Source organism: Amylibacter sp. SFDW26 (genome assembly GCF_009184395.1).
GTDB lineage: Bacteria > Pseudomonadota > Alphaproteobacteria > Rhodobacterales > Rhodobacteraceae > Amylibacter.
In genome coordinates, this window is record NZ_WEIC01000001.1 from 1,101,760 (window position 1) to 1,117,010 (window position 15,251).

18 protein-coding genes and 1 tRNA gene are annotated in these 15,251 nt (G+C 45.8%); 8 read left to right on the forward strand and 11 right to left on the reverse strand.

The window, feature by feature from the left end; genetic code table 11:
* Window positions 1-154 precede the first annotated feature (154 nt).
* On the forward strand, window positions 155-919 hold the full coding sequence (locus F9L33_RS05555) for a Bax inhibitor-1/YccA family protein (protein ID WP_152141718.1): 765 nt from the start codon (window positions 155-157) through the stop codon (window positions 917-919).
* A 75-nt stretch (window positions 920-994) separates the two neighbouring features.
* Complete coding sequence (locus F9L33_RS05560) at window positions 995-1,390, forward strand: MAPEG family protein (protein WP_152141719.1); 396 nt, start codon at window positions 995-997, stop codon at window positions 1,388-1,390.
* Window positions 1,391-1,392: 2 nt separating this feature from the next.
* Here F9L33_RS05560 and F9L33_RS05565 read toward each other — a convergent pair whose 3' ends face one another.
* From F9L33_RS05565 to F9L33_RS05585, 5 genes are all read right to left on the reverse strand, one after another.
* The gene (locus F9L33_RS05565) at window positions 1,393-1,992 is read right to left on the reverse strand and encodes a short chain dehydrogenase (protein ID WP_152141720.1); all 600 of its coding nucleotides are present in this window, start codon (window positions 1,990-1,992) and stop codon (window positions 1,393-1,395) included.
* Window positions 1,989-2,351, reverse strand: coding sequence for a MerR family transcriptional regulator (locus F9L33_RS05570; RefSeq protein ID WP_152141721.1), 363 nt, complete (start codon window positions 2,349-2,351; stop codon window positions 1,989-1,991). The genes F9L33_RS05565 and F9L33_RS05570 overlap by 4 nt, the downstream gene beginning before the upstream one ends.
* A 123-nt stretch (window positions 2,352-2,474) precedes the next feature.
* Window positions 2,475-2,642: a 50S ribosomal protein L33 gene (gene rpmG / locus F9L33_RS05575; protein WP_152141722.1), complete on the reverse strand. Its 168-nt coding sequence runs from the start codon at window positions 2,640-2,642 to the stop codon at window positions 2,475-2,477.
* 93 nt (window positions 2,643-2,735) lie between these two features.
* On the reverse strand, window positions 2,736-3,197 hold the full coding sequence (locus tag F9L33_RS05580) for a thioesterase family protein (protein WP_152141723.1): 462 nt from the start codon (window positions 3,195-3,197) through the stop codon (window positions 2,736-2,738).
* Complete coding sequence (locus F9L33_RS05585) at window positions 3,194-4,255, reverse strand: Mrp/NBP35 family ATP-binding protein (RefSeq protein ID WP_152141724.1); 1,062 nt, start codon at window positions 4,253-4,255, stop codon at window positions 3,194-3,196. The genes F9L33_RS05580 and F9L33_RS05585 overlap by 4 nt, the downstream gene beginning before the upstream one ends.
* Window positions 4,256-4,355: 100 nt before the next feature.
* Between F9L33_RS05585 and F9L33_RS05590 the strand changes: the two genes are divergently transcribed.
* The 5 genes from F9L33_RS05590 (at window position 4,356) to F9L33_RS05610 (ending at window position 7,704) form a co-directional block, all read left to right on the forward strand.
* Window positions 4,356-5,054 carry an ABC transporter permease gene (locus F9L33_RS05590; protein ID WP_152141725.1) on the forward strand — a complete coding sequence of 233 codons (699 nt, stop codon included), beginning with the start codon at window positions 4,356-4,358 and terminating at the stop codon, window positions 5,052-5,054.
* The gene (locus F9L33_RS05595) at window positions 5,054-5,755 is read left to right on the forward strand and encodes an ATP-binding cassette domain-containing protein (RefSeq protein ID WP_152141726.1); all 702 of its coding nucleotides are present in this window, start codon (window positions 5,054-5,056) and stop codon (window positions 5,753-5,755) included. The genes F9L33_RS05590 and F9L33_RS05595 overlap by 1 nt, the downstream gene beginning before the upstream one ends.
* Window positions 5,756-6,592, forward strand: coding sequence for a substrate-binding domain-containing protein (locus tag F9L33_RS05600; RefSeq protein ID WP_152141727.1), 837 nt, complete (start codon window positions 5,756-5,758; stop codon window positions 6,590-6,592).
* Between the two features lie 373 nt (window positions 6,593-6,965).
* A complete protein-coding gene (locus F9L33_RS05605; protein ID WP_152141728.1) occupies window positions 6,966-7,175 on the forward strand; it encodes a DUF1127 domain-containing protein in 210 nt (69 codons plus the stop codon).
* A gap of 196 nt (window positions 7,176-7,371) precedes the next feature.
* On the forward strand, window positions 7,372-7,704 hold the full coding sequence (locus tag F9L33_RS05610; protein ID WP_226803962.1) for a RidA family protein: 333 nt from the start codon (window positions 7,372-7,374) through the stop codon (window positions 7,702-7,704).
* Between the two features lie 4 nt (window positions 7,705-7,708).
* Here F9L33_RS05610 and F9L33_RS05615 read toward each other — a convergent pair whose 3' ends face one another.
* Window positions 7,709-10,060: an ATP-dependent helicase gene (locus F9L33_RS05615; protein ID WP_152141729.1), complete on the reverse strand. Its 2,352-nt coding sequence runs from the start codon at window positions 10,058-10,060 to the stop codon at window positions 7,709-7,711.
* 139 nt (window positions 10,061-10,199) lie between these two features.
* On the opposite strand from F9L33_RS05615, the gene F9L33_RS05620 reads away from it, so the two are divergent.
* A tRNA-Gly gene (locus tag F9L33_RS05620) sits at window positions 10,200-10,274 on the forward strand.
* A gap of 156 nt (window positions 10,275-10,430) precedes the next feature.
* On the opposite strand, the gene F9L33_RS05625 is transcribed toward F9L33_RS05620, so the two are convergent.
* The 5 genes from F9L33_RS05625 to F9L33_RS05645 form a co-directional block, all read right to left on the reverse strand.
* Entirely contained in the window at window positions 10,431-11,048 is a 618-nt protein-coding gene (locus tag F9L33_RS05625) for a TadE/TadG family type IV pilus assembly protein (protein ID WP_152141730.1), read from the reverse strand.
* Window positions 11,048-11,584 (reverse strand): TadE/TadG family type IV pilus assembly protein, encoded by a 537-nt coding sequence (locus tag F9L33_RS05630; protein WP_152141731.1) that lies wholly within the window; start codon window positions 11,582-11,584, stop codon window positions 11,048-11,050. The genes F9L33_RS05625 and F9L33_RS05630 overlap by 1 nt, the downstream gene beginning before the upstream one ends.
* A gap of 13 nt (window positions 11,585-11,597) precedes the next feature.
* Window positions 11,598-13,202, reverse strand: a complete 1,605-nt coding sequence (locus tag F9L33_RS05635) for a VWA domain-containing protein (RefSeq protein WP_152141732.1) — start codon at window positions 13,200-13,202, stop codon at window positions 11,598-11,600.
* A 402-nt stretch (window positions 13,203-13,604) separates the two neighbouring features.
* A complete protein-coding gene (locus tag F9L33_RS05640; protein WP_152141733.1) occupies window positions 13,605-14,564 on the reverse strand; it encodes an NAD(P)-dependent oxidoreductase in 960 nt (319 codons plus the stop codon).
* Window positions 14,565-14,657: 93 nt separating this feature from the next.
* Window positions 14,658-15,050 carry a hypothetical protein gene (locus tag F9L33_RS05645; RefSeq protein ID WP_152141734.1) on the reverse strand — a complete coding sequence of 131 codons (393 nt, stop codon included), beginning with the start codon at window positions 15,048-15,050 and terminating at the stop codon, window positions 14,658-14,660.
* Window positions 15,051-15,251: the final 201 nt, after the last annotated feature.

The following is a 15,251-nucleotide window of genomic DNA, read 5'->3' on the forward strand; positions in this document are numbered from 1 at the left end:
TCCCTTGAGGCGCGTCTTTTTTAGAAAACCCTTGAATTTAACGATAAATTCATGCGTATTTTCCTTGATAAATCCCAATAACTCCCCATATTCTTTGTTAAGAATGCCACAACTACGTGCGCATCCACCGAAATGTTATCGAGGAGATAAAAAAATGGCTGAATATGATACAGTCCGCCGCGCCTCCGCAGGCGTACAATCATCGGCAATTGACGAGGGTCTTCGCGCCCACATGAATCGCGTTTACGGACTGATGTCCATGGGAATGATCATCACAGGGATCATCGCTTATATTGTAGGTACTGATTTGGCATCTGCAAAAGCAGGCCAACCAACAATGCTTCTATCCCCAGAAATTCTGCAAACGATGTTCTCTAGCCCAATTCGCTATGTGATCATGTTTGCACCTTTGGCTGTTGTCTTTGCATTCGGCGCAGGCATCAATCGCATGTCTGAAAACACAGCACGTCTGGTATTCATGGGCTTCTCAGCTCTGATGGGTCTGTCCATCTCTTGGATCTTTGCTGTTTATACAGGCATCTCAATCGCAAACACATTCTTTGTAACTGCGATCGCATTCGCTGGCCTATCTCTATGGGGTTACACAACAAAGAAAGATATCTCTGGTTGGGGCAGCTTCCTAATCATGGGTGTGATTGGTTTGATCGTTGCATCAATCGTAAACATCTTCCTTGCATCAGGCCCTATTGCTTTTGCGATCTCAGCTTTGGGTATTTTGATCTTTGCGGGCCTAACAGCCTACGACACCCAGAACATTAAGAATACATATCTTCAAATGGCTTCAAATGGCCAAACAGAATGGTTGGGTAAAGCAGCTATCATGGGTGCTTTGAACCTATACTTGGACTTCTTGAACATGTTCATGTTCATGCTACAGTTCTTGGGCGGCCGCGAGTAATCGCAAAACCCTTATTATAAAGAATAAGAACCGAGGCCATGCGCCTCGGTTTTTTTATATCTAAAGGATGACACCATGGAAGATTTCCCACTTACAATCACAGCTTGGACAGCCCTGATTTTAGGCGCATTACTTCTATACTTGACGTTCGCGACTATTCTATACCGCCGCAATAAACATATCGTTCTGGGCGATGGCGATGACAAAGTCATGACCAAGCTTATCCGTGGTCATGCTAACGCATCCGAACAAATCCCAATGGCCCTTATCTTACTCGGCTTGGTAGAATACCTGAATGGCGGCACATACGCCTGTATCATCGCAGTAATTTTGATTACAGGCCGCATATCACACGCCATATACTTCCGCTTTGATGGCACAACATGGCGCTTTCGCTTCTATGGAATGCTTCTCACACTCATAGCACAGGGGTTGTCTATACTAGCACTTCTACGCGCGTTATTGTTCTAACCTCACTCAACGATCATCACCTGCCCAGTAATGGCGCCCTCAACGCTTTTGGCATAAGCACGCCCAACGCGTTCAGATGGAACTGTTTCATGCCCAGGAAACCACGCACCATATCGCGGTGCTGAAACATCTAGCAAACCTGGGCTGACCACATTCAGCCTCAATTGGCGTGGCATCTCAATCGCTGCGCCCACCACAAAGCCGCCAAGTGCCCCATTGGCAGTTGCAGCAGCTGCCCCCATTCGGATGGGGTCACGATCTAATACCCCACTTGTCAGCGTGAATGACCCCGCATCGGCAACAGCACTCAACCCAGCCAAAACTAAATTAACCTGCCCCATCACCTTATTCTGCAAGCCCAACATAAAGGTTTCTTCTGTAAACTCAAACAACAACCCAAAATGTACATCACCTGCCGTAGACACAACCGCATCCACAATTCCAGTCTTTGTATACATCGCATCAACCGATGCACGATCCGCCATATCCACGCGAATATCGCCATTTGAGCGTCCTGCCAAAATTAAATCATGACGCGCGCCCAGTTCCTTACAAACGGCTTTGCCAATATCCCCTTCAAACCCAACAACAATGATCTTCATTCTGGCACTCCCTTAATCTTCGCATAGCAGGTTAATTTATATCTGAGTAAATCTGCACATCGCTCTAATGTTTTGCGGCGCTCTTCAAGATGATCTGAATGTTCTAATAATACCTGTTCACGCTCAGAAACCGTTGTATCGCCCTTGGCATACAACTCTGCAAAATACTGCATCTTCTTCATCGGCATGCCTGTTTCACGCAAAGACGCTAATAGCGTCAGCCATTCAACATTCTCAGGTGAAAACTGGCGCACACCATCAGAACTACGCTCTATTGCAGGAACGAGACCTGATTTTTCATAATATCGGATCGTATCAATACTTAATCCGCTGCGCGATGCTGCTTCTGAAATTCTCATAGGTCACCCAAAATCTACTCAGTTTGGGTAAACTACCGACCTAGAGTGGCTCTAGGTCAAGATAAAAAGCAAAAAGGCGCCCCAAAGAGCGCCCTTCAAAGTCCTAAGACTGAAAAATCAAGCTTACTTGATTTTACCTTCTTTGTAAGGAACGTGCTTACGCACAACTGGGTCGTACTTATTAACAACCATTTTTTCGGTCATTGTACGAGAATTCTTTTTAGTCACATAAAAGTGGCCAGTGTCCGCAGTTGAGTTTAGGCGGATTTTAATTGTGGTTGGCTTCGCCATGGTTTTTCTCCGTGCTGCAGGAAAACCCTGCGAAAATCTGTGAACCCGCCTTCTACTCGCTTCAGCATACGAGTCAAGGGGAAGTCGCGTAATTTATGAAGTCTTTGCGCCATCTCTGGTGATCATGATCTCGCGCAGGTCATCTGGTACGGGTCTGCTCTCTGTTGCCGTTTGATTAACCATCACCAAAGTCGTGTCACCCGTGACCCGAACAGTCCCATCACACCACACTGCATACTCCACAACAAAGCTTGTACGGCCCAAGCGGGATACCCGTGCCAACGTTATGTATTCCTCGGCATTATACATCGGCGCATCATAGGTAATATTCGCAGATCGCACGACAGGTTTGATTTCGCTTGCTTGACTAAACACAATCCCAAGCATCTCTAGATAAAGCACACGCGCGTTTTCGAACCATGTGTGATAAATCTTGTTGTTCACATGGTTATACGTGTCCAAGTCGCTGTATTTCACGACATCAGCCAAACCCAATGTCCAGCCACCCTCAATACCCAGCGCTTCGATCTTTGCTTTGTCTAAAACTTTTGTCATGCCAAGCCTTTTTCCACCAACCCTGCTGCGATCTGAGCATAAGCCTCTGCAATCGGGTTGTCAGTAGCTGCAATCGGTGTGCCACCATCTCCTGCCAAGCGAATCTCTAAATCCAATGGGATTTCACCCAAGAATGGCAATCCCAGACGTTCCGCATCTGCACGCGCACCACCATGACCAAAGATATGCGCCTCATGCCCACATTTAGGGCAGTGATAGCTCGACATGTTTTCGATCATGCCCAAAACTGGCGTTTTCGTCTTTTCAAACATGTTCAAAGCTTTACGTGCATCCAATAACGCCACATCTTGCGGTGTAGAAACAACAATCGCACCTGTCACACTGGCCTTTTGCGCCAATGTCAGCTGTACATCACCCGTACCTGGCGGCAAATCAACGATCAACACGTCCAACTCGCCCCATTCCACTTGGCCCAACATCTGTTGCAATGCACCCATCAGCATAGGGCCACGCCAAACAACGGCTTCATCTTCTTTCAACATCAGCCCAATAGACATCATCGTCACACCGTGGCTTTGCAAAGGAATAATCGTTTTACCGTCAGGTGATGCAGGGCGTTTGTTCACACCCATCATGCGCGGCTGACTTGGGCCATAGATATCCGCATCCAACAAACCAACACGGCGACCTTGTTTTGCCAACGCAACGGCAAGGTTACTGGAAACAGTCGATTTACCAACGCCGCCCTTACCGCTGGCAATAGCCAAAATACGGTCCACACCTTCAACAGGTGCTTTATCCGCAGCGGGTTTCGGATGACCACCAATTTTTAAATTCGGCACAGGTTTAGGTGCATTATGTGCAGTCAACATTACAGACGCAGATGTCACACCATCCAAAGCTTTAACAGCAGCTTCCGCCGCATCCCGCACAGGACCCATCTTTGGGCCATCCTCTGGGGCGACTTCCATTACGAACTGAACAGATCCGCCTTCAACTACCAGCGCGCGGATCAAATCTGCCGCTACAATATCCTGCCCATTTGGCAATTTAACCGCTTTTAAACAGTCTAAAACATCATCACGATTAACGGTCATAATATGGAGCCTTCTCTTTCAGCTTGCGCATCACTATATATCGCCCCTAAATTTAGCATTCTTGCCAGAAGGGCAAGGGCAAACGGGAAAGACCGCGACAATGAGTATCCTTGGCGAAGCCATAGACCTAGTACTCTCTGCTGATGCAGAGCTTGGCGGCATTGTTGGCCTATCTTTGCGCGTCAGTCTTACTGCTACATTAATCGCGTCCATCCTTGCGATTCCCTTAGGGGCTGCGCTTGCGGTCTGGAATTTCAGATTTCGTCAGGTATTGATCGTAATTTCAACATCCTTAATGGCCCTCCCCCCCGTAGTGGTCGGCCTAATGATCTATCTGTTGCTCTCCCGCGCCGGCCCACTGGGATCATACGGCATATTGTTTACACCCATGGCTATGATCATCGCTCAGTCCGTTTTGATCTTCCCTATCGTCCTTGCCTTAACACGCGAAGCCATCTTACCGATTAACCGTGATTACAAGAATCTGCTTGATGCCCTAAACGTCACACCAGTTCAGCGCCTAAAGACCCTTATATGGGATGCAAGATTTGCCATTGTCACCGCATTGCTTGCGGGTTTTGGTCGCGCATTGGCCGAAGTTGGCGCTGTTATCATCGTCGGTGGGAATATCGCGGGCTTTACCCGCGTCATGACCACAACAATCGCGCTGGAAACATCCAAAGGTAATCTGCAACTTGCCTTGGCACTTGGTATCATCCTGTTAAGCATCGCTTTTGCCATTAACATCCTCATCCACTGGATCAGCAGCTTTGGTCGTAAATATCAGGTGACACGCTAATGACCCAGCTCACAATAGAAAACCTGAACTATACCTCAGATGACGCGCGGTTGCTGAAAGACATCAATATTTCGCATAAAAACAACGGAATCACTGCAATTATTGGCGCAAATGGCGCTGGCAAAAGCCTTTTACTGTCGATCCTACACGGCTTGATTGCCCCGACATCAGGACGTGTCGCATGGGATGGAGCATCAGCCACTAAAGGCAAGAACACACGCGGATATGTTTTCCAAAAGCCAATCATCCTGCGGCGATCCGTACGCGACAATCTTGCCTATCCTTTAAAGGTTCAAAATCATCCCAAAACTGGGCAGGCAGAGGCCATAGATCAGATGCTAGAGCTCTCACAGCTTTCCCATCTCGCAGATCAACCCGCCGCCAGCCTGTCAGGTGGCGAAGCCCAACGTATGACCATCGCACGCGCCTTGATCACGCAGCCAAAAACACTGCTATTAGACGAGCCCTGCTCTAACCTTGACCCTGCTTCAACCAAGCTCATTGAAAACATGATCCATAGCTTTGTGGCGGGTGATGGCAGCGTCTACATCTCTACACACGATATGGCGCAAGCAAAACGCCTCTCAAATGTCGTTTTCTTTCTGGAAGCAGGACAATTATTAGAACATAAAGCTGCAAAAGACTTCTTTGCCGCGCCCACTACCCGTGAAGGCAGAGCCTATCTGAACGGAGACCTCTGAATGCGCTTTATGCTCACTTTCTGCCTATTGACCCTATCTTCTATGGTTCAAGCAGAGGATAAATTTATTACAATTGCTTCCACAACCTCCACTCAGAATTCTGGCCTATATGACTATCTGCTTCCACAATTCACCGCAGATACTGGTATCGGTGTGCGTGTTGTTGCAGTGGGCACAGGTCAAGCGATTAAAATAGCGAAAAACGGTGATGCGGACGTTTTGTTGGTTCACCACCGCCCATCCGAAGATGCCTTTGTGGAAAATGGCTATGGCATTGAACGTCGTGATGTCATGTACAATGACTTTGTCATCGTTGGCCCAAAAGGCAAGGCCAGTTTTGAAAGTTTGGAAAATGCGCTGACGACATTCGCATCCACTGAGGATTATGCATTCGTATCGCGCGGTGATGACAGCGGCACCCATAAACGCGAACGCGAATTATGGGCAACGTTCAACCTATCTCCACAAGGGAAATGGTACCGTGAAATCGGCGCGGGCATGGGTGCTGCCCTAAACATGTCCGCCTCAATAGACGCCTACACAATGTCAGATCGTGGAACATGGTTGTCTTTTGGCAATAAGGGGCAACTGGGTATCATTATCCAAGGTGACGACATTTTGTTTAACCCTTACGGCATTATTCTGGTGAACCCTGAAAAACACCCACACGTGAAAATCAGCATGGCACGTCAATTCTCAGATTGGATCGTATCGGATAAAGCACAATCCATTATCGGGGCATTTAGCGTCAATGGCATGCAACTTTTTTGTCCAAATGCAAATCCAGAAGATAATATAAATGTGGTCTGTCCTTCCTCAATTCCTAGGACAGACTAAAAAAGGCATCCCCCGTATAACTGCGCATTGTTTCAAGCTCCTGAGCTATGCAATAATTGCATAACGGAAATGCATTATTGACCCTTTAAGAATGGTTACTCAATACCTATCTTATAGACAGAGCGAAGGACACACCTCCCATTTAGTCCTTCCTTATATAGGATCTCAGCTTCACTCCTCCCATCCGAAGCCCGATCCAAAGTTAGAAAGCGATGCTGCACCTCCTCCCGCGGCATCGCTTTTTCTTTTTGCACTATTCTTATCAGTAAAACTACTTATGCACCAAACGCATGTCGGAAATGCAACCTTATCTGTTTTATTTTTGGGCAGAACGCCTAAATTAAAGTCATCAGATAAACAATGGAGCAAGCCAATGGCAATCCTAGCACAAACATACAAACCGACTTCTGCAGACACATTTACATCAGTATTCAACATGGTGAAAACAGATGTCGCGAACTACTTAGCTTACCGCAAAACAATTTCTGAGCTAAGCAAGTTGACAAACCGCGAATTGGGCGATCTTGGCCTAAGCCGTTCAGGCATCAAAGCATCTGCAATCTACGCAGTATACAACTACTAAAATTACATACTCATACCGATCTGCCCTCCCTCAGATCGTGTTGCATAAAACGGCGTCACCCTCTCCCTGTGGCGCCGTTTTTTATTGGCCCAATAAAACAGCCTTGATATCAGCAGCAGTTTCCATCACTCATGTTCATATGAAATCACACGCAATTATCCCCAGAGAATTACAACCATATTACGATGACTGGAAAATGTCCCCAGGCCTACAGTCTGGTAACCACATTTTCTTTACAGGTTTTACAGGTGCAAATGCTAACGGCGACCTACCAAGCGACCCAGAAGCTCAAATGCGAAATGCGTTTGAAAAAGTTGGCCTTGTTCTAAAAGAAGCAAATTTAGACTTTGGCGCACTTGTAGAAATGACAACATACCACATTGGTTTGCGCGATCATCTTGAGGTCTTCAAGTCTATTAGATCCGAATATGTCCAAGAACCTTACCCAGCATGGACAGCCATTGAAGTTTCAGGTTTTGTCAGAGAAGGCGCGATAATAGAAATTCGCGTTATAGCGCGCACAGAATAAGCATCTAAAACGGCACTTCATCTTCAGCTTGAACAAAGCTCGCTAAAATTTTCTTAGCCCCGCCACCATCAAAAACAATCGACAGTTTATCCGCTTCCACGCCGATTACCGTTCCATTGCCGTATTTCCCATGATTCACACGATCCCCAATCCCAAAATCGGGCACAGCTTCGGCATCAATGATCAACGGTTTACGTGGCTTTGATGGAATCACCGTCATGCCAGATGTACGCGATTGCATCCGTTTCCAGCCCGGTGAACTATAAGCATCGGCCTTAGCAGCCTTATCCGCCAAATCGGACTGCATTGTCGCCCCACCACTCGTGCCACCATAAAGCCCAGGCGCACTTAGAACATCAACATGCTCTGGTGGCAACTCATCCACAAACCGCGATGCCATTTGCGTTTGCCATTGCCCATAAACACGACGGTTTTGCGCAAAACTGATCGTGCAAAACTCTTCGGCCCGCGTGATGCCCACATAGGCCAAGCGTCGTTCTTCCTCGACACCCTTTTGCCCTGTCTCATCCATAGCCCGTTGCGATGGGAACAACCCATCTTCCCAACCGGGTAAAAACACCACAGGAAATTCCAAACCTTTGGCAGCATGCAATGTCATAATACTGACCTTAGGCGTATCCGCTTCCTGCTCATTATCCATAATCAGGCTGACGTGTTCCAAAAACCCTTGCAGATTCTCAAACTCTTCCAACGCCTTCACAAGCTCTTTCAAGTTTTCCAACCGCCCAGGCGCTTCTGGCGTTTTGTCATTCTTCCAGTGATCCGTATAGCCGCTTTCATCCAAAATAAGTTCAGCCACCTCAATATGGCTCATCGCACCGTCCCGAATGGCAGTTGTCCAACGATCGAACCCTTCGACCAGTTGTTTCAATGAATTACGCGCACGGGCAGACAAGCCGCCCTCTTCCACAACAATCCGCGCGCCTTCTAACAAAGACACACCATTTTCACGCGCTGCTTGGTTGATAATTTGCTGCGCCTTGTCGCCAATCCCGCGTTTTGGTGTATTCACAATCCGCTCAAACGCCAAACCATCTTCATTAGAAACCGCAACACGGAAATAGGCCATCGCATCACGGATTTCCATCCGCTCATAAAACCGCGGCCCGCCAATCACGCGGTAATTCAAACCGATGGTCAGGAAACGGTCTTCAAAGGCTCGCATCTGATGGGATGCACGCACAAGAATAGCCATTTCATCCAACGAAACCGCATCATGTCCACGGGTGCCGCGCTGGAAATTCTCAATCTCATCACCAATCCAACGCGCTTCTTCTTCGCCATCCCAATGGCCAATCAAACGAACCTTATCTCCGTCTTTTTTATCCGTCCAAAGCGTCTTTCCTAAACGGTTCTCATTGCCATTGATAACGCCAGAAGCAGCCCCCAGAATATGATGCGTAGACCGATAATTCTGCTCCAGCTTAACAACATGCGCCCCAGGGAAATCCTTTTCAAACCGCAGGATATTTCCCACTTCAGCACCACGCCAACCATAAATCGACTGATCATCATCACCGACACAACAGATGTTCTTATGGTTTGATGCCAACAACCGCAGCCACAAATACTGCGCCACGTTGGTATCTTGGTATTCGTCCACCAGAATGTATTTAAACCAGCGTTGGTATTGCTGCAAAATATCAGGATGCGCTTGAAAAATCGTCACCACATGCAACAGCAAATCCCCAAAATCTGCGGCATTCAGCGTTTTCAAACGCGCTTGATATTGCTCGTATAAATCCACACCTTTGTGATTGAACAAAGCACCGTCACTCGCAGGGACTTTTAAGGGCGTCCAAGCGCGGTTTTTCCAACTGTCAATGATCCCTGCCAACATGCGTGGCGGCCAACGTTTCGGATCAATATGTTCCGCTTCGATCAACTGCTTCATCAAACGGATCTGATCATCCGTGTCCAAAATAGTGAAATTGGATTTCAGTCCAACCAGTTCCGCATGGCGGCGCAGGATTTTCACGCAAAGCGAGTGGAATGTGCCCAGCCAAGGCATCCCTTCGACCATTTCGCCTAACATACCGCCCACACGATTTTTCATCTCGCGTGCCGCTTTATTGGTAAAGGTCACCGCCAAAATCTCATTCGGCCGCGCGGTACCCGTGTTCAACAGATGCACAATACGCGAGGTCAATGCTTTGGTCTTACCCGTTCCCGCACCCGCCAGCATCAACACAGGTCCACTCAGTGTTTCCACCGCCTCGCGCTGTGCAGGGTTCAACCCTTCCAAATACGGTGTCGGCCGCGCGCCCATCGCCATTTGCGAAAGGCTGCGCTTTTCTGCTTGTTCAAAAGCGTCGGTATCATCCCAATCATTCATCCGCGCATCGTAACTGTATTTACAAGAAAGTAAAAGCGTTGTTCACACAATGTTCCACCATAAATAAAAACCATAATTTATGGTTTTTTCCACTTGCAGCAGCTATGGTTAAGTGTATAAACCGCTTTACCAAATGGACGCGGGCGTAGCTCAGGGGTAGAGCATAACCTTGCCAAGGTTAGGGTCGAGAGTTCGAATCTCTTCGCCCGCTCCAATTTGAAAACAAAGGGTCGCAGTGAAAACTGCGACCCTTGTTTCATTTCAGCTGTATAAAATACATATTAGATCAAAGCAAAAAAACAGCCCTACCCCCAAAGAAAAAGGCCCGAACAAATGTTCAGGCCTTTTCATTTTAGAATGCTAAAATGATTTAGCTGCGTGTTGAACCGTCAGAAGAATCGTCAGAATCATAATTAGGGTTCGTCGCACGTTCCGGACCATTCACTTGGTCAGTATTGATGATCTCAGGGTGGAAACGTGGTGTTACAACAACTTCATTCAAAAAGGTCGTCGCAATCAACTGTCCAGCTGAAAGTCTTGGTTCAAACGGAACACCCGTTTGGATCAAAATCAACGTTTCGCCAATTGTCATAGTTGGAATAACCTCATTTGGAAGTCCTGACACATCAAAAACGCGTTGGCCACCATTCACAGCTGTACTCCATTGAATGCGTTTTGTATCTGCATCAACTTGCAAAATACTTGTCACAACCATAGTCGGGTCTGAGCCATCAGCCTCAACAATAGATTCAAACACAGTTCCAACAGTATTAATGAAAGCATCATCTACAACGTCTTGACGTGAAACCAAATCAACAGCTGTATATGTTGCTTTGTTTGCCTTCATGTATGTCTTAAAGCCATCAAAGAAAGAGTAGCTTGTGACGATCCATGTCAGAATTACAGGCGCAATAACTGCAAACTCTACGCTAATGTTACCTTTGTCATTCTGGGTAAACTTGCGGATATATTTTTGAAGAATATTCATTATATTGGCTCCACTACATAAGCTGTATCAGCTACTAATTTCACGTGACCTTCTTCATTGCTGGAAAAGATACCAGGCAATGAATTCGGGAATACACGGTCAATGACTACACATGCACGAACATATACCGCATCATTTTGTTGACCTGGTGTAAACTCAGTCACAGGCTCGCTGTTGTCTGCACGATTGATACATTGGATTGTTGCTGGTTTTGTAAACCCAGCTGATGTATCGATCGGGCTCATTTCAACTGCGATATTTTCAGAGCAGTTTTTGATGAACGTTGCGTGGCTACAAATTTCGCTCTTGAAATAAGCCAACCCATTATCATTTGATTCTGGGAAGCCATGTAGACGCACCTCACGAACAGTTTTGTCCAGTGCTGTCTCTAAGTTTGTATATCTTAGCATCATAACAGCTGCATCAAAGTTTATAGCAACGAGGCCAAAAATCATTGGAAACAAAACCGCGAATTCTACGCCGAGTGATCCCTTTTGGTCTTTAGAGAAGCTCTTGAAGTTTTTAAGAAATTTCATAATCCCATCCTCACTACTGAGTTAGCTTAAGTTTTTGAACAGAAATCGCGATTGAAGCAAAAGCGGCTTCGATGTCCAAAGCGGTTACGTTATAGAATTGACCAGGGCCAGATGCACAATCGCTTAGAAGCGTTTCGGCATTAGATGATCCATTGCTCGTTGTGTTCGCATCACCAAAGTAGATTGTATATACAACCAAGTTATCGTGTTGCTTAGCAGCTTCACATGTCGCACGCATCGCCGTATCGGCTTCTTGTGCTGATGTTTCATTACCATAAAGAGTATTAACACTGCTTACTTGATCAGAGATTTGCACATAATCGTATAGTGTAAGCAAATCCCATGTGTCAGCCCAATCTAATTGTTCAGTGATACCCTCAGGCAAGCTGTCATACTTGATCTTGTTCCAGTTATAATCATAAATGAACCAATAATCATTATAGCTGCTGTCATAGCCGATCTTATAGTACTTACCATCGCTACGTTGCATATAGTGACCAGCATATTGGCTGCCATTCACTTTATACACGTTTGATGGACCGCTACGATAATCATCTTTCAAACGACGGTGGCTTGTATTGTTACCATCACTCATCACGATCAAAGCCTTCAGAACACCAGCCTCAGTGAAGCTTTTTGGGTGATCTGCTGCTTCAGGGCTACCCAAAGCGTTAGCAATTGGAACCGCACCACGGTCTAGCAAAGCTGCACCCCAACGTGTACCAATATGCGTCGCAGTAGAACCTGTTGCCTGTAATGAATTGATTTTAGCTTTCAAGTCATCTTTAGACGTTGAGAAAGGCAAAATCTCTGAATACGCAGATGTTCTACAATCCCTTACTTTATTCAAAGAACCACCATAATATCTATTGAAAGCATAGCTTGAAAGCTGCTTCAACTCTACAGATGTTGGCAATTCTGTTGCCGCATACTCATCATGATCAAAGATAATACAGTGGTGATCATCGTGATGATCCTCAGTTGTATAAAGATCAAACATACTTTCTGGCAAACTTACGTTCGTTGCATATGGAACAATAGATACTGCCGTAACAGTGTTTTCCGCTGCAACTACAGATGGTTCTTTGATCACAGTGTCGATAAACTTGTTAGCGGCCACTTTCAAATTAGAAATCTTAGATCCTTGCATAGATCCAGACACATCCAAAACCATAGAAATCTCTAGGTTAGGAATACGCTCCGAAGCAGTACTTTCCACACGTACATCTAAAGTATCAAGCCCCATTAAGCCTAAGAAATATGTATCTAGTTCTGCTGTCGCATAAGCTGAAACTGTACGTCCAGTTAGCGATACTTCCGTTTTTTCAGGATCGATATCAGCTTGAAAACTAGCAAGAGATGACACCTTGCTCATATATTCTCGCACGATGTCGCCAGCTTCTTCTGCATCACCAGTTTGTCTTAGGGATGCGGCCGCAAGCACGGCACGGTCAAGATTATATTGTATACTACTTCTTACAGCTTCGTGGCGCACAATATCAATTGCACTGCCACCAATGAGGATCATAGTTGATGCCATTGTAGCCGCAAATAGGGAGAAAGAACCGCGTTCATCGCGCTCAAACTTTCTCATCATTTTACTCATGTACTGTTTCATTTTTTCACTTCCATATACATTACGGATTCATAACTACCGATCCTTATCCCCATTCGGCGTGTTCTCAGTTTGGCTGTAACTAGGCTTTAATCGTATGTTTTTCGGACGAAATCGGTCAATACTGTGGTGATGTGTATTTTTGCCATGCAAAATATGACACAACTTAAGATATTGAAATATAATGATTATTACTGTAATAAGCAAAAAACCGCTGTTTAAATGTGGCATAAATGGCGTAGTTTAGGCGAAAAGCATCGCGACAATACTCGCGAATAAATATGACCGTTTCGAACTGCGAAACAATCGACCCAATTTCAAAGCTTCAAAAATTATACTTTTTTAACATTTCGGCTTGAAATTAGGGGAATCACCCTATGTATTTTTTGCTTTCTAGGGCAAAGACTACGATTTACCCGTTGGAATGACCTCATATCCAGGCTCTTCTGCCTCATCATCTGTCATCACAGATGGGAAACCTGGTGCACGAATATCCAATCCTGTAGCATCTTCAAGACGTCTAATAATGTTAGGAGACAATTCACGGCTGCCATAGCGCTCAATACCGTCTTTAAAGATATCGATCATCAACGGATTCATTTCCAATGGCACATCGGCACGATCGGCCACATCTTGGAACAAACCAATGTCCTTTAGTACCAAATCCATTGTGAAGCTGATATCACGTGACCCATTCAGGATCACTTGACTTTCCGTTTCATGAACAAAAGATGTACCAGAACTGATTTTCATCGCCTCATAAGCCGTGTTTAAATCCATTCCAGCAGCTTTTGCCACAACCAGAGCCTCTGAACATGTGATCAGGTTTGCAGTCGCCAGATAGTTCGTCAAAACTTTCAACACACTTGCTGATCCTAGATCACCAGTATGCAACACACGACGCCCCATCGTTGTAAGTAATGGCAGTATTCGCTCAAAGGTGTCCCTATCACAGCCAGCAAAAATTGAAATATTGCCTGTATCGGCACGGTGGCATCCACCAGATACAGGGCAATCAACCGCCGCGCCACCAGCAGCCATCACCATGGCCCCTAATCGCTTCACCTCTGCTTCATCTGTAGTGGACATTTCCATCCAAATTTTACCGTCATCCATAGTTCTTAAAAGACCATCATCTGCTTCCATAACAGCAGCAGATGCCGCAGGGGACGGCAAACAAGTAATAACAGCATCACAGGCTTGCATCATTGCAGCGGGGCTTTCCCCTGCCTTTGCGCCACGTTCGACAAAACTTGAAACCAAATCAGCGTTCAAATCATGAACCATTATATCCATGCCATTGCGTAACAGGCTGCCTGATAGCTTACCGCCTACATTCCCAAGACCAATAAATCCGATTTTCATAGCCATTCCCCCTATTTTACTTTGAGTTTGGGAAAATTTATCGAGTCAGCCCGCCAGAACGCGACATTGGAGTGCCGCAATTAAGATATATAACTATGGATGCCCTAATTCTGAAATATCGCCCTCAGAAGGATCAAAGTCAGCGAACCTAATACGTATAGAAACCGATGGTCCTCTTAATCGAGCTTTGTTTGGCCTGATACATTTCAGTTTTGCCTGTACAGATTTACCGTCCATTTGCAAAGATCCCTGTTTCACTCCGCATTTAGTGGTATGCGATATCGCCACAAGCGCCATTCTGGCAAAATCCTTCGCATTCGCAATCATACCCTGTCCCAGCTGAATAACGGTTACATGTTCCGCCTCGGTAAAGATCGCGAATGAGTTTGATCCAACTTCTACAAATTGCCCACCTTTGTGCACAACTTGTGTGGGCACACCACAAGACGCCAAAAACAAACATCCCAACAGCCAATAGGCTCGCATTTTATACCCTCCTTTAAAAACTCATAAGAAAGGTCGCGGAATTTGTTTAAGCACCTCTAAAAAAGGTACCGTTATTTACAAAGGATAAATCATAAATTTATTTGGATTTTGATCATTTGAACACCATATCCGCAAATTCGCACATCTGCTGTATTAGGCCTATTCTATATATATAGCATTCAATCTGATATTTTCAGGCCA

Excerpts from the sequence above, each read along its gene's own strand:
- F9L33_RS05640 (WP_152141733.1), bottom strand. The coding sequence starts at position 14,564 with ATGAAAATCGGATTTATTGGTCTTGGGAATGTAGGCGGTAAGCTATCA.
- F9L33_RS05630 (WP_152141731.1), bottom strand. The coding sequence starts at position 11,584 with ATGAAATTTCTTAAAAACTTCAAGAGCTTCTCTAAAGACCAAAAGGGA.
- F9L33_RS05580 (WP_152141723.1), bottom strand. The coding sequence starts at position 3,197 with ATGACAAAAGTTTTAGACAAAGCAAAGATCGAAGCGCTGGGTATTGAG.
- F9L33_RS05590 (WP_152141725.1), top strand. The coding sequence starts at position 4,356 with ATGAGTATCCTTGGCGAAGCCATAGACCTAGTACTCTCTGCTGATGCA.
- F9L33_RS05570 (WP_152141721.1), bottom strand. The coding sequence starts at position 2,351 with ATGAGAATTTCAGAAGCAGCATCGCGCAGCGGATTAAGTATTGATACG.
- F9L33_RS05565 (WP_152141720.1), bottom strand. The coding sequence starts at position 1,992 with ATGAAGATCATTGTTGTTGGGTTTGAAGGGGATATTGGCAAAGCCGTT.
- F9L33_RS05635 (WP_152141732.1), bottom strand. The coding sequence starts at position 13,202 with ATGAAACAGTACATGAGTAAAATGATGAGAAAGTTTGAGCGCGATGAA.
- F9L33_RS05615 (WP_152141729.1), bottom strand. The coding sequence starts at position 10,060 with ATGAATGATTGGGATGATACCGACGCTTTTGAACAAGCAGAAAAGCGC.
- F9L33_RS05625 (WP_152141730.1), bottom strand. The coding sequence starts at position 11,048 with ATGAATATTCTTCAAAAATATATCCGCAAGTTTACCCAGAATGACAAA.
- F9L33_RS05555 (WP_152141718.1), top strand. The coding sequence starts at position 155 with ATGGCTGAATATGATACAGTCCGCCGCGCCTCCGCAGGCGTACAATCA.
- rpmG (WP_152141722.1), bottom strand. The coding sequence starts at position 2,642 with ATGGCGAAGCCAACCACAATTAAAATCCGCCTAAACTCAACTGCGGAC.
- F9L33_RS05595 (WP_152141726.1), top strand. The coding sequence starts at position 5,054 with ATGACCCAGCTCACAATAGAAAACCTGAACTATACCTCAGATGACGCG.
- F9L33_RS05605 (WP_152141728.1), top strand. The coding sequence starts at position 6,966 with ATGGCAATCCTAGCACAAACATACAAACCGACTTCTGCAGACACATTT.
- F9L33_RS05610 (WP_226803962.1), top strand. The coding sequence starts at position 7,372 with ATGTCCCCAGGCCTACAGTCTGGTAACCACATTTTCTTTACAGGTTTT.
- F9L33_RS05600 (WP_152141727.1), top strand. The coding sequence starts at position 5,756 with ATGCGCTTTATGCTCACTTTCTGCCTATTGACCCTATCTTCTATGGTT.
- F9L33_RS05645 (WP_152141734.1), bottom strand. The coding sequence starts at position 15,050 with ATGCGAGCCTATTGGCTGTTGGGATGTTTGTTTTTGGCGTCTTGTGGT.
- F9L33_RS05585 (WP_152141724.1), bottom strand. The coding sequence starts at position 4,255 with ATGACCGTTAATCGTGATGATGTTTTAGACTGTTTAAAAGCGGTTAAA.
- F9L33_RS05560 (WP_152141719.1), top strand. The coding sequence starts at position 995 with ATGGAAGATTTCCCACTTACAATCACAGCTTGGACAGCCCTGATTTTA.